The organism is Oceanobacter sp. 4_MG-2023, from assembly GCF_030689165.1.
In the GTDB taxonomy this organism is placed as follows: Bacteria; Pseudomonadota; Gammaproteobacteria; order Pseudomonadales; family Oceanobacteraceae; genus Oceanobacter.
Genome location: NZ_JAUYVV010000009.1, coordinates 78,009 through 97,324, shown reverse-complemented (window position 1 = coordinate 97,324; position 19,316 = coordinate 78,009). Strand labels below are relative to the sequence as shown.

At 54.6% G+C, this 19,316-nt stretch carries 17 protein-coding genes; 4 read left to right on the top strand and 13 right to left on the bottom strand.

Going from position 1 to position 19,316, the window contains the following annotated elements; genetic code table 11:
- Positions 1–172 precede the first annotated feature (172 nt).
- From iscR to Q8W24_RS08730, 3 genes are all read right to left on the bottom strand, one after another.
- Positions 173–655 (bottom strand): Fe-S cluster assembly transcriptional regulator IscR, encoded by a 483-nt coding sequence (gene iscR, locus Q8W24_RS08740; RefSeq protein WP_303433372.1) that lies wholly within the window; start codon positions 653–655, stop codon positions 173–175.
- Between the two features lie 163 nt (positions 656–818).
- Entirely contained in the window at positions 819–1,715 is an 897-nt protein-coding gene (gene cysE / locus Q8W24_RS08735) for a serine O-acetyltransferase (protein WP_305475063.1), read from the bottom strand.
- Entirely contained in the window at positions 1,708–2,619 is a 912-nt protein-coding gene (locus tag Q8W24_RS08730) for an RNA methyltransferase (protein WP_368501382.1), read from the bottom strand. The genes cysE and Q8W24_RS08730 overlap by 8 nt, the downstream gene beginning before the upstream one ends.
- A gap of 191 nt (positions 2,620–2,810) precedes the next feature.
- Between Q8W24_RS08730 and Q8W24_RS08725 the strand changes: the two genes are divergently transcribed.
- Positions 2,811–3,575, top strand: coding sequence for an inositol monophosphatase family protein (locus tag Q8W24_RS08725; RefSeq protein ID WP_303433374.1), 765 nt, complete (start codon positions 2,811–2,813; stop codon positions 3,573–3,575).
- 103 nt (positions 3,576–3,678) lie between these two features.
- Here the strand turns inward: Q8W24_RS08725 and Q8W24_RS08720 are convergent, their stop codons facing one another.
- A complete protein-coding gene (locus Q8W24_RS08720) occupies positions 3,679–4,122 on the bottom strand; it encodes a cold-shock protein (protein ID WP_303433375.1) in 444 nt (147 codons plus the stop codon).
- 138 nt (positions 4,123–4,260) lie between these two features.
- Between Q8W24_RS08720 and Q8W24_RS08715 the strand changes: the two genes are divergently transcribed.
- Complete coding sequence (locus tag Q8W24_RS08715) at positions 4,261–4,518, top strand: SlyX family protein (RefSeq protein WP_305475061.1); 258 nt, start codon at positions 4,261–4,263, stop codon at positions 4,516–4,518.
- Positions 4,519–4,568: 50 nt separating this feature from the next.
- A complete protein-coding gene (gene plsB, locus Q8W24_RS08710) occupies positions 4,569–7,022 on the top strand; it encodes a glycerol-3-phosphate 1-O-acyltransferase PlsB (RefSeq protein ID WP_305475058.1) in 2,454 nt (817 codons plus the stop codon).
- A gap of 32 nt (positions 7,023–7,054) precedes the next feature.
- On the opposite strand, the gene Q8W24_RS08705 is transcribed toward plsB, so the two are convergent.
- The 5 genes from Q8W24_RS08705 to ppc form a co-directional block, all read right to left on the bottom strand.
- Positions 7,055–7,840, bottom strand: coding sequence for a class I SAM-dependent methyltransferase (locus tag Q8W24_RS08705; protein WP_305475056.1), 786 nt, complete (start codon positions 7,838–7,840; stop codon positions 7,055–7,057).
- An 11-nt stretch (positions 7,841–7,851) separates the two neighbouring features.
- Positions 7,852–8,649 (bottom strand): undecaprenyl-diphosphate phosphatase, encoded by a 798-nt coding sequence (locus Q8W24_RS08700; RefSeq protein ID WP_303433380.1) that lies wholly within the window; start codon positions 8,647–8,649, stop codon positions 7,852–7,854.
- 10 nt (positions 8,650–8,659) lie between these two features.
- On the bottom strand, positions 8,660–9,388 hold the full coding sequence (tsaB, locus tag Q8W24_RS08695; RefSeq protein ID WP_303433382.1) for a tRNA (adenosine(37)-N6)-threonylcarbamoyltransferase complex dimerization subunit type 1 TsaB: 729 nt from the start codon (positions 9,386–9,388) through the stop codon (positions 8,660–8,662).
- A 144-nt stretch (positions 9,389–9,532) separates the two neighbouring features.
- Positions 9,533–10,186 (bottom strand): adenylate kinase, encoded by a 654-nt coding sequence (adk, locus tag Q8W24_RS08690; protein ID WP_303433384.1) that lies wholly within the window; start codon positions 10,184–10,186, stop codon positions 9,533–9,535.
- 330 nt (positions 10,187–10,516) lie between these two features.
- The gene (gene ppc / locus Q8W24_RS08685) at positions 10,517–13,156 is read right to left on the bottom strand and encodes a phosphoenolpyruvate carboxylase (RefSeq protein ID WP_305415398.1); all 2,640 of its coding nucleotides are present in this window, start codon (positions 13,154–13,156) and stop codon (positions 10,517–10,519) included.
- Between the two features lie 159 nt (positions 13,157–13,315).
- Here ppc and Q8W24_RS08680 point away from each other — a divergent pair, with 159 nt between their 5' ends.
- Complete coding sequence (locus tag Q8W24_RS08680; RefSeq protein ID WP_305415399.1) at positions 13,316–13,648, top strand: hypothetical protein; 333 nt, start codon at positions 13,316–13,318, stop codon at positions 13,646–13,648.
- A gap of 53 nt (positions 13,649–13,701) precedes the next feature.
- Here Q8W24_RS08680 and mazG read toward each other — a convergent pair whose 3' ends face one another.
- The 4 genes from mazG to cysM all read right to left on the bottom strand — a co-directional run bounded on the left by mazG (position 13,702) and on the right by cysM (position 19,118).
- Positions 13,702–14,523 carry a nucleoside triphosphate pyrophosphohydrolase gene (mazG, locus tag Q8W24_RS08675; protein WP_305475055.1) on the bottom strand — a complete coding sequence of 274 codons (822 nt, stop codon included), beginning with the start codon at positions 14,521–14,523 and terminating at the stop codon, positions 13,702–13,704.
- Positions 14,523–16,769 carry a GTP diphosphokinase gene (relA, locus tag Q8W24_RS08670; protein ID WP_303433390.1) on the bottom strand — a complete coding sequence of 749 codons (2,247 nt, stop codon included), beginning with the start codon at positions 16,767–16,769 and terminating at the stop codon, positions 14,523–14,525. Before relA ends, mazG begins: the two co-directional genes overlap by 1 nt.
- Complete coding sequence (rlmD, locus tag Q8W24_RS08665; protein ID WP_303433392.1) at positions 16,762–18,078, bottom strand: 23S rRNA (uracil(1939)-C(5))-methyltransferase RlmD; 1,317 nt, start codon at positions 18,076–18,078, stop codon at positions 16,762–16,764. Before rlmD ends, relA begins: the two co-directional genes overlap by 8 nt.
- 128 nt (positions 18,079–18,206) lie before the next feature.
- On the bottom strand, positions 18,207–19,118 hold the full coding sequence (cysM, locus tag Q8W24_RS08660; protein ID WP_303433524.1) for a cysteine synthase CysM: 912 nt from the start codon (positions 19,116–19,118) through the stop codon (positions 18,207–18,209).
- Between the last annotated feature and the right edge of the window lie 198 nt (positions 19,119–19,316).

Here is a 19,316-nt window from a genome sequence, read left to right as displayed (position 1 = left end):
CCGTTAACCCAAAGACACCGCTCAAACACCCGCTTGTCTGTTACTGCCCTTGGCTGTTACCGGGTGCCAACGGTGAAGATGATCAAACAAGGCCGTGTTTGACCGTTTTTGCCATACGCTTGTTGCGTTGCTGTCAGCGCCAGAAAAGAACAGTTCTGCAAGGCTGCAAGGGCTAGCCGTTCATGGCATCCGATAAAAATGCATTGATACGATTGCCGGTCTGCATATCCTGACGGTGTGCCGTGTGTTGGATTTCCTGGCGGGCGATCAGTTCTTGCAAGCTGATGGCTGACAGAAAATCGTGTATCTGCTCACTCAGATCCAGCCACAGATGATGGGTCAGGCATTCATCACCCTTCTGGCAATCTCCGCGTTTACTGCAGCGCGTGGCATCCATGGATTCATTCACGGCATCAACAATTTCTGCCACATTGATGGTATCCATTGCCCGGCCAAGACGATAACCACCTCCCGGCCCACGGACACTGGAAACCAGTTCACGACGTCGCAAACGAGCAAACAACTGCTCAAGATACGACAGGGAGATGCCCTGCCGTCCAGATATATCGTTCAGGCTGACAGGGCCATCTTCTGCGTGTATGGCCAGATCCAGCATGGCTGTCACCGCGTAGCGGCCCTTGGTTGTCAGTCGCATATAACAATTCCTCCGATCGGGTCGGTATTATGTTTATATCCGACTAATACAGTCAACTAAGTAAAGAGTAAAGTAAGCGGTAAAGCCTGTCCGTTGCCCCGGTTTCAGTCCTCACCGCTCTGATCCACCCACACAGGCCTTTTGATCAGCCCTCTGAGGGTCTTTAATCAGAAGTCCGTTCAGCAGTCCGTCCAGCTTCTGTTGCTGCAGTGTTTGGTGCTTCGGTGGCTGGTAATTCATCCTGATCCAGCGCGGCTTGTTTGGATGCGCCAAGCGAATCTGGCGTTGCCTCATCCTGATCATCCCCCAGGCAGACAAAATGCTCCCGCTCCAGTTCTGGCAGTGCGTCGTCGCAGTTATGAATACCCACCTGATGCAGGGCCTTGCACATGCGATCAATCTTGCTGTCCACCGCATCCATATGATCCATCATATTGTGGATCGAGCGGGCAATCGGGTCCGGGGTACCATCGGCAATACCGTAGGCGTCAAATCCCAGTTTTTCAGCCATACGGACAGTCCCTTCTGGCAAGGGATTTTTCTTGCCTGCCATCCGTACAATACGACCAGGAATCCCCACCACGGTAGCGCCGTCCGGCACGGGCTTGGTCACGACCGCATTGGAGCCGATACGGGCATTTTCGCCCACTTCGATTGGCCCCAATACCTTGGCACCGGCACCCACGACAACACCGTTGTGCAAGGTCGGGTGACGCTTGCCCTTGTTCCAGCTGGTGCCACCCAGGGTGACGCCGTGATACAGGGTGCAGTCATCACCGATCTCTGCGGTTTCCCCAATCACCACGCCCATGCCGTGATCGATAAAAAAGCGGTGACCAATCGTCGCACCCGGGTGGATTTCGATACCCGTCAGCCAGCGACTGCCGGTCGATAACAGCCGTGCCAACCATTTGAAGCCACGACGCCATAAACCATTGGCCAGCCGATAATGCAAAATGGCATGAACCCCCGGATAAGTGGTCAGGACTTCAAACGTATTACGGGCTGCGGGGTCGCGCTCGAAGACGCAGGCGACATCTTCACGGAGTTGTTTAAACATCAGAATGGCTCCCTTGGGTAGCACCATCAATGGCATCATCCATCGGTAGCTGGGCATCCGATCGCGGTGGTGTCTGAGGTGAGAATGATACATCGGTGACTGGTTGATCCTGGCGACGTCCAGCATGTTGCTGTATCGCTGCCAACATACCGCGCACCATATTGATTTCCATCTTGTCCGGTTCCGCCCGTTGATACAGGCGACGTAATCGGGTCATCAGTTGCTTGGGGGTATTTGGGTCCAGAAAGCCGATATCCACCAGTGTTTGCTCAAGGTGCAACATCATGCCGTTCAGCTCCTTGTGTGTGGCTGGCGGGTGATCCCATTCCACTCCCCAGCGTTGCCCCATCACCGCCGCCGTGTTGTCGGCATGGTTATCCGCCGCCGCAATGGCTGCCAGTCGCATTTCGTAACACAACACCTGAACGGCCTGCGCAACATTCAAGGAGGAAAAGGATTCCACCGTCGGAATATGAACATGGGCATGACAGAGGTGCAGTTCTTCATTGGTCAGGCCGCGGGACTCTCGCCCAAACACCAACGCCGCACGAGCGCCGGTTCCTGTTACCTGACACACACTCTCGGCCGCTTGCCTTGGGGTCATCAAAGGCCAGGGAATATGCCGACTGCGAGCACTGGTGCCGACAACCAGACTGGCGTCGGCAATGGCCTCTTCCAGGGTTGGTACAATACGCACCCGCTGCAGAATATCCTCCGCCCGGGATGAACGTGCCAGGGCTTCATCGTTAACGGTCGCGATCGGATCAACCAGAATCAATTGCCCCAGTCCCATGTTTTTCATGGCCCGGGCAGCAGCGCCAATATTGCCGGAATGCGTGGTATTTACCATCACGATGTCAATGGCATCGAGCAGAGGATAATGGTCACCTGCGTCTGAAATCACTTCACCCACCTTTCACTGTGCAACCATCAAGGATGGCTTGCTGGACGCAGCACCTGCCAATCGTCTGATTTATGTGGCAGGAACTGCTAAAAACCGCGAAGTGTAGCGAAAACATGCTTCGCCAACCAGAGCAGTACTGATATAATCACCGGTTCCCCGTTCTTTAAGAGATAGTTATCGCAATGCAGCCCATGGTGAACTTGGCGTTGCGCGCTGCGCGCAATGCGGGTCAGGATTTGGTCCGCCGACTGGACCGCTTCGATTCGTACCAGAGTACGGATCAGGAAAAAGCGAAGTTTATTGCAGACTGCACCATTGGTCTGGAAAAAAGCATCATCTTTGAACTGAAAAAGTCCTATCCGGAGCACAGCTATAACGGCCGTGAAACCGGTGTGAACTCAGGTGTTGAGAAACAGCCAATCTGGCAGATCTGTGTCATTGATGATATCGCCAACTTCCGTGTCGGTATCCCTGCGTTTGCCATTATCGTTGGCTGCCAGATCAATGGCAAAACCGAGCATGCGGTGGTAACCAACCCAATCAATGGCGATGAATTTACGGCTTCCCGTGGACGTGGTGCCCAACTGAGTGGCCGTCGTATCCGCTGCGGCCAGATCAACAATCTGTCCGATGCCATCGTTGGCTATACCCAGCCCGTTGGTGTTGGTGAAGATGCCTACGTCCAGCGCGAACGTATTATGAAACTGATGGGCAAGACCTATGAGTTGCGTAATATCGGTTCCAATGCCTTGTCTATCGCCTATGTCGCCGCCGACCGTTTCCAGGCCGCCGCATTAAGCAACGTTGACGAATTCAGCCTGCTCGCTGGCGGTCTGATCGCCTCTGAAGCAGGCTGTCTGATCTCAGATATCCATGGTGAACCACGTGTGCGCCAGGGCGGTAATTTGCTGGTCAGCAACCCACGCTTGCTCAAAAGCCTGATGTTCAAAGACTAACAGGCATTCGACTGCCATCCTTGGGTATTTTCTATCCAATGGTCTGGCAGGTCCCACAAAAAAAAGCGGCCAAGGCCGCTTTTTTTGTGCAGTATCAGCAGGCTTACTGCACCGCAGAGACATCTTCGGCTTGAGGGCCTTTATCGCCTCGCACCACAGTAAACTTGACTCGTTGCCCTTCTGCCAAGGAACGATGCCCTTGACCACGAATCGAACGGAAATGCACAAACACATCTTCACCGTTATCCCAGGTGATAAAGCCAAATCCTTTTTTGACGTTAAACCATTTCACTACGCCTCGTTCACGTCCATCTTCAACATCTTCCTCCACCACAGTGCCGGTGCTGCTGCGACTGCTGACTGGCTGTTCAACACTGGCGTTACCCAGTGAAACCACCAGCAAGCCAGCGCCAAAGGCAGCGGCAAAGACAATCAAGACCAAACCAGCGGGCAATGAAACACCATCCATCAGCCCTTGAAACGACAACCACAAAGCGACTGACACAATAACAGCTGTCAGTAATGCCAAACTTAATTTACGAACCATTGCGATACCTATAATTAACGTTTAAAACTGTTTTTAATTCTGGATCATGAGGCCATCGGGCCTCTCCGCATGAAATCCTAAATCCCTTAAAAAATCAATATGATAGCCATTGCCCCTCAACACAGTGAGCAAACCCGTATGAATAGTAGTACAAAGACCCCCGATCAGCACCGTTCTGACACACTGCAGCTGCTCGATCGTATTACTGAGCTGGAAACCCGGCTGAGCTATATGGATGAAACCGTCGACACCCTGAATGAGCAAATCACCCACCTGTCGGCAGACTTCACCCTTGCTCGTCAGGCCATGCAGCTGATGAATCGCCGTCTGGAACAACTGGCAGCCAATACCGGCGACCTCAAATCCAGCCAGGATGATGCCCCTCCACACTATTAATCTGTGCCCGCCCGATCACCCCAAAGGGATCACACAAAAGGACAGTATCGATGAACCGGTTCTCTCGCTGGCAACTGCGGCCACTTGGATGGCTGCAGGCACTACTTTACAGCCTGATCAAAACCCGCCTGATTGGCCCGGCCCAGCAACCCGCCACCCACAATACCTTGCGGGTTTATGCCCTGCTTTATCCTTCGCTCTCAGAAACCCTGGTCATTGACCGTGAAGTACAGGAGCTGAACTGGGCCAGCCCCCTGGATGCCGCCAACTCGCTCAACCAGACGGGACTGCCATCGTTTTTCCATGTTTACGGCCGTTCAAGAAGCCTTTTCCACCGTGCTGGCAAACCGGTCATCTGCGATTCACTGAAAATGCTGGCCGAATGGCAATTGGCCCACCCGGATCGTCCTCTTGAAGTGGTTCCTGTACGGGTTTTCTGGGGCCGAGGCCCCCAAAAAGAAGGCTCTTTCCTGCGTATCTGGCTGCAAAACAGCGGCTCGTTTGGTGGCCGTCTTCTGACCCTGCTGGCGATTTTATTTAATGGCCGCAATACCTTTGTCCATTTCAGCCAACCGTTATCACTGCAACAGCTGGCGCAAAAGGCTCGCACTCCCCACCGCCTGGCCCGTAAAACCGCGCTCTTGCTGCGTATCCATTTCCGTCAGGTCTCCGCCACTGTCATTGGCCCTGATCTCTCTCACCGTCGTACCCTGATCAGCCAGATTCCGAATCGCCCACTGGTGCAGACAGCCATTGAACAGGCGATAAAGGAACAGAACCTGACTCTGCCCCAGGCGCGTCAGAAAACACGCCAGTATGCCGACGAAATCGCCTCCAATATTTCCTATACCACGGTGCGGTTTATGGATGTCCTGCTCAGCTGGGTCTGGAATACCCTTTATGACGGCGTTCAGGTCAACCATATCGACCCGCTCAAAACAGCCGCCCGCGATAACGAGATCATCTACGTCCCTTGTCACCGCAGCCATATTGACTACCTGTTGTTGTCTTACGTGCTGTATCACAATGGCTTGCAACTGCCGCAAATCGCTGCTGGTATCAATCTGAATCTGCCAGTGGCGGGACCCATATTACGTCGAAGCGGGGCATTTTTCATGCGTCGTTCATTTCGTGACAACCCCTTGTATGCCGCGGTGTTCGACGAGTATTTACACAGTATTTTTACCCGGGGTTATGCAGCCGAGTATTTTGTTGAAGGAGGCCGCAGTCGGACTGGTCGAACCCTGCAGCCCAAAGCCGGCATGCTGGCCATGACGGTGCGCAGCTATCTGCGTGACTGCCGCAAACCCATTCTCTTTATGCCCGTGTATCTGGGCTACGAAAAGGTCTTTGAAGCAGGCAGCTACCAGAAAGAACTGAATGGCAAGAAAAAACGGCAAGAAAGCCTGCTCGGTGTTTTCGCCACACTGAAGTCCTTTCGACGCCATTTTGGCAAGGTACAGGTTACTTTCGGCGAGCCGATCTACCTGACCGAATTCCTGAACCAGCAGTACCCCGACTGGCGTCAACAGACTGCTGCCGATCATCATTACCGCCCGGACTGGGCACGGCCAGTGGTCGATCAACTGGCCCGGCGTATCGTCACAGGTATCAATCAGGCCACCTCCGTCAACCCCATCAACCTGGTCGCCATGGCACTACTGACCAGCCCTCGTGAAGCCATGGAAGAAAGCGTCCTGATCCAGCGACTGGAAAACTGGGCAGCCCTGATTCGGCAACAACCACTCAGCAATCGTACCCAGGTAACAGAAGGCAGTGCCAGCGACTGGATTCAGCAAGCCGAGACACTTGGCAGCATCCAGCGCCAGAGCCACAGCATGGGCGACCTGATATACGCCGACGATCGCCGCGCGATCGCCCTGACCTACTATCGCAATAACGTCTTACACCTCTTGGCCATCCCGTCGGTACTGAGTTGCCTGCTGGTGCACCGCCAGCCACACCAGGCCAAACAATTACACGCTCTGGTGCTGACCCTTTACCCCTATTTGCAGGCCGAGCTGTTTTTACCCTGGTCAAAGGCACAACTGGAAACAGTGATTAACGACTGGCTCGACACCCTGTGCCAGGCCGACTATCTCGAATGCAGCAACCATCACTATTGCGCCGTGGATGACCGTGAAGCCAGTTATACCGAACTCACGGCACTGGCAACCCTGATGATGCCAACCCTGGAACGTTATTACCTGACACTGGCCCTGCTGCGTCAGCGGCGGTCCGCTACCCTGACGGCAGAGCAGCTGGAGCGGCAATGCTCACTGATTGCTCAGCGAATCAGCTTGCTACATGGCCTGAATGCCCCCGAGTTCTTTGATACCAGCTTGTTCCGGACTCTGGTTGCAGAGCTACTGGAACAGCAGATTCTGACCCGACAAGACAACCATGGGGTACTGGTATTTGGTGAAGCCCTGGTCACATTGACCGAGCAGCTCGAACAGGCGCTAGACGGCCCCATGCGTCACAGCATCCTGCGCTGTATATAGACAGAAACCGATCATATACAAGCGCCAGAAGCTTACTCAGCCAATGGCGCCACTTTCGCCAACACATACACATCGAAGCGATTGGACTTGCCCGTCAGGGCATAGGAAGGAGCACGATTGGCCAGCGGTGCCGCCTTGCGGCCCCGCTTTACCACCACCCGGCAACGCGCCGCTTGTAACGCAGCATCGAGTAACTCATCGGCATCCGCATCACCACCCACCAGCGACCGGAATGCCTGCATGTCTTTTTTAACCTGGGCCGACCCCTTGGCATCCTCGCCAAACATAGGGTCGAGATAGACCACATCCGGCCGACGTGCCATATCCGCTTCCGGGATCAGTAACGTATGGCTGGAGCCAAACGAAAAACGGATACGGCGCACAATTTCCCCGGCTTCAACATCTTGTCGACCACGTATCAACCCATCGTCCAGCAAGGCCGCCACGACCGGTTGCCGTTCATGGGCAACCACCTGGCAGCCCAGTGTTGCCAGCACAAAGCTGTCGCGTCCCAAGCCGGCGGTTGCATCGATAACACTTGGCTGATAAGCCCCGGAAACGCCAACCGCTTTGGCGATATCCTGACCCAGCCCGCCACCAAAACGGCGACGATGCGCCGTAGCACCGGCCGCAAAATCAACTCGCACCACCGCCTTGCCGCCTGCACCTTCCCGCAGCGACAAGCCATCGCCCCCCAGACACAAATGAAAACCGGGCTGCTGCAGCCGCTCCACAGTGGCCGCCGTCAGGCCATAACGTTCAGACCAGACCGCTGCTTCAGCCGCATACTCTGGCGCCAAACAAATCAACTCAGCCATGGTGCTGCCACTCAGACAAAAAACAGAAACAGCATCGCACCCAGCAACAAGCGGTAAATCACAAACGGCAGCATACCCAGCTTGTCGACCAGCTGCAGGAAGTAGTGAATCCCCGCCCAGGCGCTGATGCCCGACACCGCCATCCCCAGCAACAGGCTAAACCAGTCCACTCCATCGGCAGCCTGAATCAGCTCCACCACTTTGAGGCCGGATGCTGCCAAAATCAGCGGGACCGACAACAGGAAGGAAAAACGGGCCGCATCCAGGCGATGAAAACCCAAAAACAGCGCCGCTGTCATGGTGATACCAGAACGCGAAGTCCCTGGAATCAGTGCCAGCGCCTGAGCCACCCCGATAATCAGAGCCAGGGCAACGGTCATCTCGACCAGGCTATGACGGCGTGACTGACAGCGGTCCGACAGCCCCAGTACCACACCAAAGAGGATTGTCGTGGTTGCAATCACCATGGTCGAGCGCAGGTTGGCTTCAATAAAACTCTCACCCAGCAAGCCAACAATCACCGCCGGTACCGTGGCAATCGCCACCATCCAGGACAAGCGACCATCTTCATTGGGGGTGCGGCTAAACCCAGTCGTGACCCAACCGACAATCATGCGTTGCAGCTCATTGCGGAAATACCAGACAACCGCCAGCAAGGTGCCAAAATGCACCGCGACATCAAACGCCAGTCCCTGATCCGGCCAACCGAACACCTGTGAGGGTAAAATCAGGTGAGCCGAGCTGGAGATCGGTAAAAACTCGGTAATCCCTTGCAGAATTGCCAAGACAACAGTTTCAAAAATTCCCACGATTGGTTCCTCAGCGTTTGAGCAGGCTTGGTTGCTCGTCCAGTTTTTTCCATGCGACGGAATCGCGCAAATATACGGGGGGGAAATCCTCGATGCCAGCAAATTCCCCTTGCTGCCAGGCAGCCATGACCTGATCTGCGGCGTAGTGGCTCAAAGGCTCAATCCCTTCGATCAGCGCTAGCGCGACCGGGTTATCATCCAGCGCAGCCAGCAGCGATACGCCATTGCCAGCCATCACACAGTCATTCGGATCAAGCTGCCGGGTCTGTAGCAACGCCTGCAACTGTTCGACACAGTGTCGGGGCTGACTGACTTGCTCAGTACCCAGCAGCCGACAAAGCGGCCCATTACGCTCGTACACAGCCCAGAATACTTCACCCATATGAGCATCCAGCACAGTTACCACCCGGCCTGCTGTTGTCTGCGTCAGCGCCTGTTGCGCCAACAGTTGCAGGGTAGAAAAACCGTATACCGGCACATTCAAACCCAGGGCAATCCCTTGAATCACACTGACGGCAATACGAATACCGGTAAACGAACCCGGACCACGGCTAAACGCCAAACCATCCAGCGCTGACTTGTCCACTGCGGCAGCTACCAGCACCTCATCGATCATCGGCAACAAGCGCTGGGCATGGCGGCGGGGCTGTCTTTCGGTCAGATCCTGGACACCTGCGGCGGAAATCAGACTGACGGAACATAATGCCGACGAGGCATCAACAATCAGCAAATTGGCCATTCCAAACCCTGCCCTCTCGTAAAAAGCGCGCAGTATAGCAGAGCCAATCCGACGCGCTGGCAAAACACCGGACATAAATACGGCGCATAAACAGCAGCCATAAAAAAAGCCCCCGAAGGAGCTTTTTTTATGGCTGGCAGGTGGTTAACCCAGCGCAGACATCACGGTATTGGTAATGTCTTGCATGGAGCCTACACCCGGAATATGGCTGTACTTGGGTGAGCTGGCATCCTGCTTGGCTTCCAGTTGCTTGTAGAAAGCAACCAGCGGCTCGGTTTGTTCGTGGTAAATAGACAAACGTTTGCGAATGGTCACTTCCTGGTCGTCGTCACGTTGTACCAGATCTTCACCGGTTTCATCGTCTTTACCGGCCACTTTTGGCGCATTGTAGATTACGTGGTAGACACGGCCAGAGCCTGGGTGCACACGACGGCCACTCAGACGTTTGACGATTTCTTCATCATCAACATCGATTTCAACGACATGATCGATCACCACGCCAGCTTCCAGCATGGCTTCCGCTTGAGGAATAGTGCGAGGAAATCCATCAAACAGAAAACCGTTAACACAGTCTTCCTGAGTAATACGTTCCTTGACCAGACCGATAATGATTTCATCCGAAACCAGACCACCGGTCTCCATGATTTCCTTGACCTTGAGGCCCAGCTCAGAACCTGCCTTGACTGCGGCACGCAGCATGTCACCGGTTGAAATTTGTGGAATATCGTACTTTTCACAAATGAACTTGGCCTGAGTGCCTTTGCCGGCACCTGGTGCGCCCAAAAGAATTACGCGCATGCGCTTCCCCTCGTTGTTAGATTGGTTTGGATCCATCTGGTTAATTTATGGTTATTTTTTAACCAGCCAAAAAATAGCTGTAACCTTACTCTGGCACAGGTCTGATCTCAACTTATTGTGACCAAAATCCTGTGGGAGTAACGCCCGACTTTGGTATACCGCATTGATTGTTATCATTTTAACGCGGCGTATTACGACCTGAGGTGCTATCCCCAGGTCGTATATAATCAATCAATCTGGCCCGCTTGTCTTGGTCAAAAAACCCCGTTTCTTGCTCCGAAAACAGAGGCGGGCAATCTGGTGATCCATCGAACCGGCCATACTTTATTCTTAACCGGTATTCCTCATACCGGCAGCAATACCGGCCATTGTGACCATCAATGCCTGCTCAACTTCCGGATTGATCATTTCCGGATGTCGCCGCTCACGATATAACAATTCCACCTGCAAATAGTGTAACGGGTCGGTATATGGATCACGTACCGTCATGGAATCACGCAATACCGGCTGACTGTCGAGCAATGCCTGCTGGCCATTGATGGCCAGTACCCGCGCCTTGACGTTATCCAGCCGCTGACGCAGTTGCTCTCCCAGTGGCTGCAAGCCTGGCTCAACCAGACGTGATTCATAATACTCGGCGATTGCACTGTCGGCTTTGGAAACGACCATCTCCAGCATATCGATATAGGTACGAAAGAAAGGCCAATCCCGGTACATGCCCTGCAAAACCGGTAACTCTCCCCGTTGTTGGCAGTCATCCAATGCGTCATCCGACCCTAACCAGGCCGGTAGCATCAGCCGCATCTGGGTCCAGGCAAAAATCCAGGGAATAGCCCGCAAGGTTTCGATACCGCCACCGGCTTTACGGCGGGCCGGACGACTGCCCAGAGCCAGTTTTCCCAGCTCCGGTTCCGGTGTGGCGCTACGAAAGTAGCGTACGAATTCCGGCGTATCGCGCACCATCGCCCGATACGATGCCACGCCTCGCTCGGCCAATCGGGTCATTTGTGCCCGCCATTCATCCCGCGCAGGCTCCGGTGGCAGCAAATTGGCTTCCAATACCGCCGACACATAGATCTTCAGGTTACGCCGTGCAACGTCTGGCTGGCCAAACTTGAAACGAATCATTTCACCCTGTTCCGTCACCCGCAAGCCACCGGCAACAGACCCCGGCGGCTGGGCCAGAATCGCCCGATGCGCCGGGCCACCTCCGCGGCCAACGGTACCACCACGGCCATGAAACAAGGTCAGAGAGATCCCGGCGTCACTGGCAGTCCGGGTCAAGGCTTCCTGAGCCTGATACTGCGCCCAAACCGCCGCCAGCTGACCGGCATCCTTGGATGAATCCGAATAGCCAATCATCACTTGCTGACGGTGCTGACAATAGTCGCGATACCAGTCCACCGCCCACAGCTTGCTCATGCGTAACGATGCCTGTTGCAGGTCGCCCAGGGTTTCGAACAGCGGTACCACCGGAAAATGCGCCCGCACGCCGGCGTCTTGTAGCAGCAGGATCACGGCAAGGATATCCGAAGGCTCGCTGGCCATCGAGATAATGTAGCACGACACCCCTTCACCGGCTTCGGTTGCCAGTACTGCCACAGTATCCAGCACCTCCTGCACATCTGCGGACGGTTGCCAGTGCTTGGGCACCAGCGGTCGCCGGGAAGCCAGCTCACGCAGTAAAAATGCCTGTTTTTCGTCTTCGTTCCAACTGAGGTAATCACCCCAGCCGTAATACTGGCAAATGGCCTGCATCACTCCGGCATGACGGGATGACTCCTGCCGTACATCGAGTCGCACCAGTGAGACCCCGAAACAAGCCACACGGCGAATGGTATCGAGCAGCTGGCCATCGGCAATGGTCTCCATGCCGTTCTCGAGCAAGCTGCGGTAACACAGGGTTAACGGTTCCAGCAGTTCTTCATCCCGGGTCAGGGGATTACCACTGGTTTCCTGCTGCTGAATGCAGTCTGTTGCCCACTGTTTGGTATCTTCCAGTCGCGAGCGCAAGACGTGCAAACAGGCCCGGTAAGGTTCGTCAGGGTCTTGTGGAAAGGCCTGCAAAAGCTCCTCTGACGCTGCCATCATCGACAGCTGGTTCCCCAGTTTATCGATGTCGCGTAAATACAGGTCGGCCGCCATCCAACGCGCCAGGTAGAGTACTTCCCGTGTTACTGGTGCCGTTACATTAGGGTTGCCATCACGATCACCGCCCATCCAGGAAGCAAATCGTACCGGCGCAGAATCCAGCGGCAGTACCTTGCCACCATGTGCCAATAGCTGCTGGTCGAGGTCACGCATCATTTTCGGCACCGCTGCCCAAAGCGAGTTTTCCACCACGGCAAACCCCCAGCGGGCTTCATCAATGGCGGTTGGCCGGGTCTTGCGGATTTCATTGGTATGCCAGACTTCTTCGATCAATCTCGCCAGACGTTGATCCAGTTCCTGCAGCAGTGGATGCTGGTCATGCAAATCATCACGCTGCTGTAGCAAACTGGTGATGGTGTCGTATTTCTGAATCAGGGTACGACGCGTGATTTCGGTAGGATGGGCCGTTAATACCAGTTCAATATTGAGGTCGGCGATACGCTCACTCAGGCCGTCGGCCTTGACCCCGGCGGCCTCAAGCCGTTCGAGCAGATCCGGAAACATGGTATCCAGACCGGGCGATAACTCTCCGGCCCGACGCCAGCTGCTGCCATGTTGCTGGTCGGCAATATTGGCGAGGTTAAGAAACTGGTTAAATCCCCGTACAACCGGCAGCAGGTTTTTTTCAGGCAGGTTTTTCAGGGTTTGCAGCAACTGCTCCCGTTCTGCCGGGTTCCCCTGGCGAGCTCGCTTGGCTTGCTGGCGTATCGATTCAATCGAGTCCAGTACATCACTGCCCTGACTGGCCTGAATGGTCTTGCCCAGCATGGTGCCAAGCATTTTTACCTTGTCTCGTAATAGTGGATCCAGTTCGCTCATCACGCTCCCTCCTGACTGATCGGTTTGACGTCCAATAGTGACGCGACAGAGCTGGCAGTGGTCTTGTGCTGCTCAGGTTGCCCCGTGATATCCATAAATTTTCTGAACCATCCCTGTAATTCATACCAAAATAAAGGGACCTTGTGAAAGGAGATTAATATGAAAGCGTCAGCTTTGATGGCTCACTGGCAGCAGGAATATGGCGACCCGGTGGCTGAGCACCACTATCCCGTTTCACTCAACATCAAGGATGCCGCCCGGGTGGAGGCGTTACTGGATATGTTTCCCGGTCTGTCGCGAGAGCGATTACTGGCAGACCTGGTACAGGCGGCATTAAACGATCTGACCAGCGGTTTTCCTTATGTCGCTGGCAACACGATTGTTGCACGGGACGAAGAAGGATTTCCGCTCTATGAGGATATCGGCCCAACACCGACCTTTCTGGCGTTAAGCCGTAAACATCTGGCCAGGATGGATCCCGGCCAGCATTAAAAACAAACCCCGGGACAATAGCAGATCAACAACAGGGCGGATAAGCGACTGCGTCAATCGGCCTGTTGTTTTTCCTGCTGTTTGGCGATTTGCCAGGATGCTTCCATATCGCTGAGTGTGGCCTGCTGCCAGCCACCAGACGCCAGTGCCCGTTCTTCAACCACGGCAAAACGCTGACTGAAACGCTGGTTGGTACCACGAATGGCCACTTCCGGGTCAATTTGGTAATGACGCGCCAGATTGGTTACCGCAAACAGCAAGTCGCCAATTTCAGACTCCAGACGCTGACGATCATTGGCCTCCACTTCCACGCTTACTTCTTCCAGTTCTTCACGGATTTTATCCATGACCGCTTGTGGGTCTTGCCAGTCAAAACCGACCGTCGCGGTTTTTTTCTGCAGTTTGACTGCCCGGGTAAGCCCCGGCAGATTCGCCGGAACCGAATCCAGCAATCGATCTGGCTGTTGTGATTTGGCTGCTTTCTCGGCTGTTTTAATGGCTTCCCATTGACGGCTGATATCCACTTCCTGTGGAGCAAGCCCAGCCTCCCGTTCACTCTCCAGGGTCCCTTCAGGAAACACATGGGGATGGCGACGGATCAGTTTGGCCACCAGGCGGTCGATAATGCTAGCAAGGGAAAAATACTGTTTTTCAACCCCTAACTGCCCGTAAAAAATCACCTGAAACAGCAAATCACCCAGCTCTTCTTCAAGGTGTGGCCAGTCCTGACGTTCAATGGCATCGGCTACTTCGTAGGCTTCTTCCAGTGTGTGCGGCACAATACTGGCGAAATCCTGTTGCAGATCCCAGGGACAGCCGGTTTGCGGGTGACGCAAACGGGCCATCAGGGTGACCAGGTCTTCCAGTTGATACATCAGGATTTCTCTCCGCGAATACGCCGCGCTGACATAATATTGGGCAGTTGTTCAACCTTGTTCATCAGGCGACCCAGATTTTCCAGACTTTCAACCTCGACCATCAGCTGCATGCTGGCGGTATTGTCTCCCTGGTTTGACTGGGTGGTAACACCGACGACGTTGACCCGTTCATTGGCCAACACCGCACTGACGTCCCGTAGCAGACCCGTACGGTCATACGCCAGGATCGATAACTCGACCGGATAGGTGCGGGTCGGTTTGACGCCCCAGGTAACTTGCAGCACTCGGCTGGGTTCGATTGCTTCCAGATGCAGCAGGTTTTCACAATCGCTGCGATGCACGGTCACTCCTCGCCCCATGGTAACGTAGCCCCGGATATCATCACCGGGCAGCGGCTGGCAACACTGCGCCATCTGGGTCAGCAGATTGCCAACGCCTTCGATGTAAATATCATCCTTACCCGGTTTGACGGTTGCTTCCAATGCTTTGCGGATAAGGGGTAATTCTTGCTGTGACTGGCCTGCATCGGTCTGCCGCAAGACAGCGTTCACTATTTGGCCAACACGCATATCACCGGCACCCACGGCGGCAAACATGTCATCTATCGATTTCATGTTCATTTTCTGGGCGATGTCATGCAGTGGCTCTTGCGCCAGATCCATGCGATCCAGTTCCCGTAACACCAGCGCACGGCCTTCTTCGATGTTCTGATCCCTGGCCTGCAACTTGAACCAGTGCGCCACCTTGGCTCTGGCTCTGTTGGTGTGGATATAGCCGGATTCGACATACAGCCAGTCACGGCTGGGGTTGGCGTCGGGATGGGTCAGAATCTCGATCTGCTCACCGGTTTTAAGGGTGTAGGTCAGGGGCACAATCCGGCCGTTGACCTTGGCACCACGACACTTGTTACCCACTTCGGTATGTACCCGATAGGCAAAATCCACCGGGGTCGCATTGGGCGGTAAATCCACCACATGGCCACTCGGCGTAAACACGTAGATACGGTCCGGGTTGATATCACTGCGCAAGGCCTGAGCCAGCTCGGGCAGATCATCCAGTTCTTCGTGCCATTCCAGTACCTGACGCAGCCAGGTAATTTTCTGTTCGTAGCCGTTATCCTTGCCGTTGGTGTCCGTGCCCTTGTATAGCCAGTGGGCGCAGACTCCCAGCTCGGCGTCTTCGTGCATTTCATGAGTACGAATCTGCACTTCCAGAATCTTGCCTTCCGGACCAATCACCGCCGTATGCAAAGAGCGATAGCCGTTTTCTTTCGGGTTGGCGATGTAGTCATCAAATTCATTGGGAATATGACGCCAGAGCGTATGCACTGTGCCGAGAGCGGCGTAACAGTCGCGTCGTTCCGGTACCAGAATCCGGACAGCCCGAATGTCATAGATCTGCGAGAAGTCGAGATTCTTGCGGCTCATTTTGCGCCAGATACTGTAGATGTGCTTGACCCGGCCATACACATCACAACGGATACCGTAATCCAGTAATTCTTCCCGCAGGCGCTGCACGACATCTTCAATATAGTCTTGCCGGGCAATCCGTTTTTCATCCAGCAAACTGGCAATCTGTTTATAGGAGTCCGGCTGCAGATAACGAAACGCCAGGTCTTCCAGCTCCCATTTAAGATGACCAATCCCTAACCGGTGAGCCAGTGGCGCATAAATATTAAACACTTCTTCGGCCACTTTCTGACGCCGGTCCGGTGGTGCATCCTTGACGGCACGGATGGCCGAGGTGCGTTCTGCCAGTTTGATCAGTGCCACCCGGACATCATCAATCATGGCCACCAGCATTTTGCGCAGGTTATCAACCTGGGCTTCACGCTGGCCCAGCACCACATCATCGGTTGAGTTCTGAATGGCACTGATGGCGGCCATGCGCAGCACGCCTTCAATCAACTTGGCCACCGTGCCACCAAAGTCACGTTCGACGCGTGGCAGCGACAAGCGCCCTTCCCGTACCGCACGGTACAGAATAGCTGCCACCAGCGATTCGGTGTCCAGTCGCAGATCCATCAACAGTTGAGCCATTTCAATGCCCATTTGCACACTGTCGACCGACCAGTAGGTCTGGTTGGCAATGGCTTCATCGGACAACTGCTTGGCCAGCTGCAGTGCTTTTAACAACACATCAGGATCGCGGATTTCATATCTCTGGGCGGCCCGCTCCAACCAGCGTTCAGCGTCCAGGGAACCATCGTGCCAAAGAGGAAGATCTTCTCTTACCTTAACCACGACGCTTGTCCTTATAGCGGAGCAGCACCATGGTTTCGACATGATGCGTCTGGGGAAACATATCCATAATTCCTGCCTTTTCTATCTGGTAGCCACCAGCCACCAGCGTACTCAAGTCCCGCGCAAGGGTCGCAGCGTCACAAGACACGTAAAGTACCTGCGATACCTGACGGGTGTTCAATTCTTGCATAAGGGCTGCCGCACCTGCTCGTGGCGGATCCAGCAGCACTTTGTCGGGGGCCGGCAGGTGAGCCAGCACGCCAGTATTTGATAAATCGGCTTCAATCGCATGCAAAGACAGCGCCAGAGACTCTGCCTGACGCTGCAAACTGCCAATCATGCTCTCTTGCACCTCGACAGCACAGACCTGTTGGCTACGCCGCGCCAGCGGCATACTGAAATTGCCGTGTCCGGCAAACAAATCCCAGATGACGTCCTCAGATTGGGGCTGCAGCCAGTCCAAAGCCTGTTGCACCATTGCCCGATTAACCGGGCCATTGACCTGAAAAAAGTCGCTCAGTTGCATTTTTAATGGCTGCTCATCGACAAAATGAACCAGATCGACCGGCTGGTCGGGAAAAATGCACACCGATGGCTCATCACGCCCCGGATTCAGCCATAGCTGTAATAACGAATCCCCCGTCAAGGCTTCGGCCTGGGCACACAAGATTTTCTGGTCAGCCAATGACAGCGGCTTGAGGATGCGGAACACCAGTGCCAGCGCGCTATCTGCCGCCACCACTTCAATCTGGGTAATATGATCCCGGCCTTGCAAGGTCGAAATACACTCACGCCAACGACTCCAATCCAATGCCGGTAAGGCTGGTAACACTGGGCAACGATCAATATTGGTCAGATGTTCGGAAGCGGCTTCACGAAAGCCAAGAAAGTTACGCTGCTTGTTTTTACTGAAACGCACGCCCAGGCGGGCCTTGCGTCGATAGCCCCACGGTTCCGCGGTAATCGGTGTGGTCCATTCGGGCACGATCAGGCCCTGTCGACTGAACTCGCGCTCAACACGTTGCTGCTTGAAAGTAACCTGGGCGGGGTATGACAGATGCTGCAAGTCGCAGCCACCACAACGCTGGTAGTGTGGGCAAGCTGGTGTCACCCGGTCGGGGGACATGGTGTCGATCGTGGTCAGCTTGGTCATCCAGACTTTTTTGCGGCGACCATCCAGGCGGGCAGTCACCTGTTCTCCAGGCAAGGCGCCCGGTACAAAATAGACATCGCGACCAAGGCGTGCGACCCCTTGTCCATCCGATGTCATGTTATCTATATTCAGCTGCAAGGTTTTTGCCGTAGCCACCCGTATCTCCTGAGCAAATGCCAGCTGGATATAGCTCCGCTGGCGGTAACGGCGCACAGTATTGGTACTCTCAGCGGGATTGCAACCCTGAAGCCCTGTCACGACCGGATTGGTGGCTATTTCCGGGTTTATTCCTGCTCGGGCGCAAAAATCCCGGACGACAAATAACGATCACCCCGGTCACAGACGATCGCTACAATCGTGGCATCCTCTAGCTGTAACGCCAACTGCAACGCGGCGTATACCGCACCACCGGACGACACGCCACAAAAAATGCCTTCTTCCCGGGCCAATTGTCGCATGGTGTTTTCAGCCTCTTGCTGGCCGATATCAAGGATTTGATCGACCCGCTGCCGCTCAAAAATGGTAGGCAAATACTCTTCCGGCCAACGCCGGATTCCCGGGATGGAGGCGTTATCTGCCGGCTGCAAACCGACAACACATACATTCGGGTTTTGCTCCTTGAGGTAGCGCGAGATGCCCATGATGGTACCGGTTGTTCCCATCGAGCTGACAAAATGAGTGACTCGCCCACCAGTCTGCTGCCAGATTTCCGGCCCCGTACCGACATAATGCGCCTCCGGGTTGGCCAGGTTGCCAAACTGGTTCAGCACCTTGCCTTGACCTTCGGCCTCCATCGCCAGGGCCAGATCACGAGCGCCTTCCATCCCATTACTGACCAGGATCAGTTCCGCCCCATAGGCTTGCATGGCCCAGCGCCGCTCCATGGTACTGGTGTCTGGCATGATAAGAATGATGCGATACCCCATCATTGCCGCGGCCATCGCCAGCGCAATGCCAGTATTACCGCTGGTCGCTTCAATCAGTGTATCTCCAGGCTGGATATTACCCTGCTGCTCAGCCAACCGGATCATCGACAGTGCTGGCCGGTCTTTAACCGAACCGGCCGGGTTATTACCTTCCAGCTTCAGTAGTATCTGATTACCCTTGCTGTTGATCCCCATACGCTGCAGCCGTACCAACGGCGTATGACCAATGCAATCTGCAATGGTTGGGTAGTTACAATCGGATTGGTTTATCACCGTCGTCACCTTGCCTGTTATTCATATAACCAAATACGCGATATAGTACGTGTTGGCTGAATAATTCGTTAATAACAATTACTGATTTCCATATAGCCCTCACTTGTCTTCGCACCAATGCAAGTAGCCATTGTGATTACCGTCAACCTGCGCCAGACAGATGTTCGAAGATTGCGTATAGCGCTATTACTCAGT

What these genes read in the sequence shown, in the direction of transcription:
- Q8W24_RS08715 (WP_305475061.1), top strand. Translation starts at nt 4,261, where the DNA reads ATGAATAGTAGTACAAAGACCCCCGATCAGCACCGTTCTGACACACTG.
- adk (WP_303433384.1), bottom strand. Translation starts at nt 10,186, where the DNA reads ATGCGCGTAATTCTTTTGGGCGCACCAGGTGCCGGCAAAGGCACTCAG.
- plsB (WP_305475058.1), top strand. Translation starts at nt 4,569, where the DNA reads ATGAACCGGTTCTCTCGCTGGCAACTGCGGCCACTTGGATGGCTGCAG.
- cysE (WP_305475063.1), bottom strand. Translation starts at nt 1,715, where the DNA reads ATGTTTAAACAACTCCGTGAAGATGTCGCCTGCGTCTTCGAGCGCGAC.
- Q8W24_RS08720 (WP_303433375.1), bottom strand. Translation starts at nt 4,122, where the DNA reads ATGGTTCGTAAATTAAGTTTGGCATTACTGACAGCTGTTATTGTGTCA.
- ppc (WP_305415398.1), bottom strand. Translation starts at nt 13,156, where the DNA reads ATGAGCGAACTGGATCCACTATTACGAGACAAGGTAAAAATGCTTGGC.
- Q8W24_RS08705 (WP_305475056.1), bottom strand. Translation starts at nt 7,840, where the DNA reads ATGGCTGAGTTGATTTGTTTGGCGCCAGAGTATGCGGCTGAAGCAGCG.
- mazG (WP_305475055.1), bottom strand. Translation starts at nt 14,523, where the DNA reads ATGTATCAACTGGAAGACCTGGTCACCCTGATGGCCCGTTTGCGTCAC.
- Q8W24_RS08680 (WP_305415399.1), top strand. Translation starts at nt 13,316, where the DNA reads ATGAAAGCGTCAGCTTTGATGGCTCACTGGCAGCAGGAATATGGCGAC.
- Q8W24_RS08725 (WP_303433374.1), top strand. Translation starts at nt 2,811, where the DNA reads ATGGTGAACTTGGCGTTGCGCGCTGCGCGCAATGCGGGTCAGGATTTG.
- iscR (WP_303433372.1), bottom strand. Translation starts at nt 655, where the DNA reads ATGCGACTGACAACCAAGGGCCGCTACGCGGTGACAGCCATGCTGGAT.
- tsaB (WP_303433382.1), bottom strand. Translation starts at nt 9,388, where the DNA reads ATGGCCAATTTGCTGATTGTTGATGCCTCGTCGGCATTATGTTCCGTC.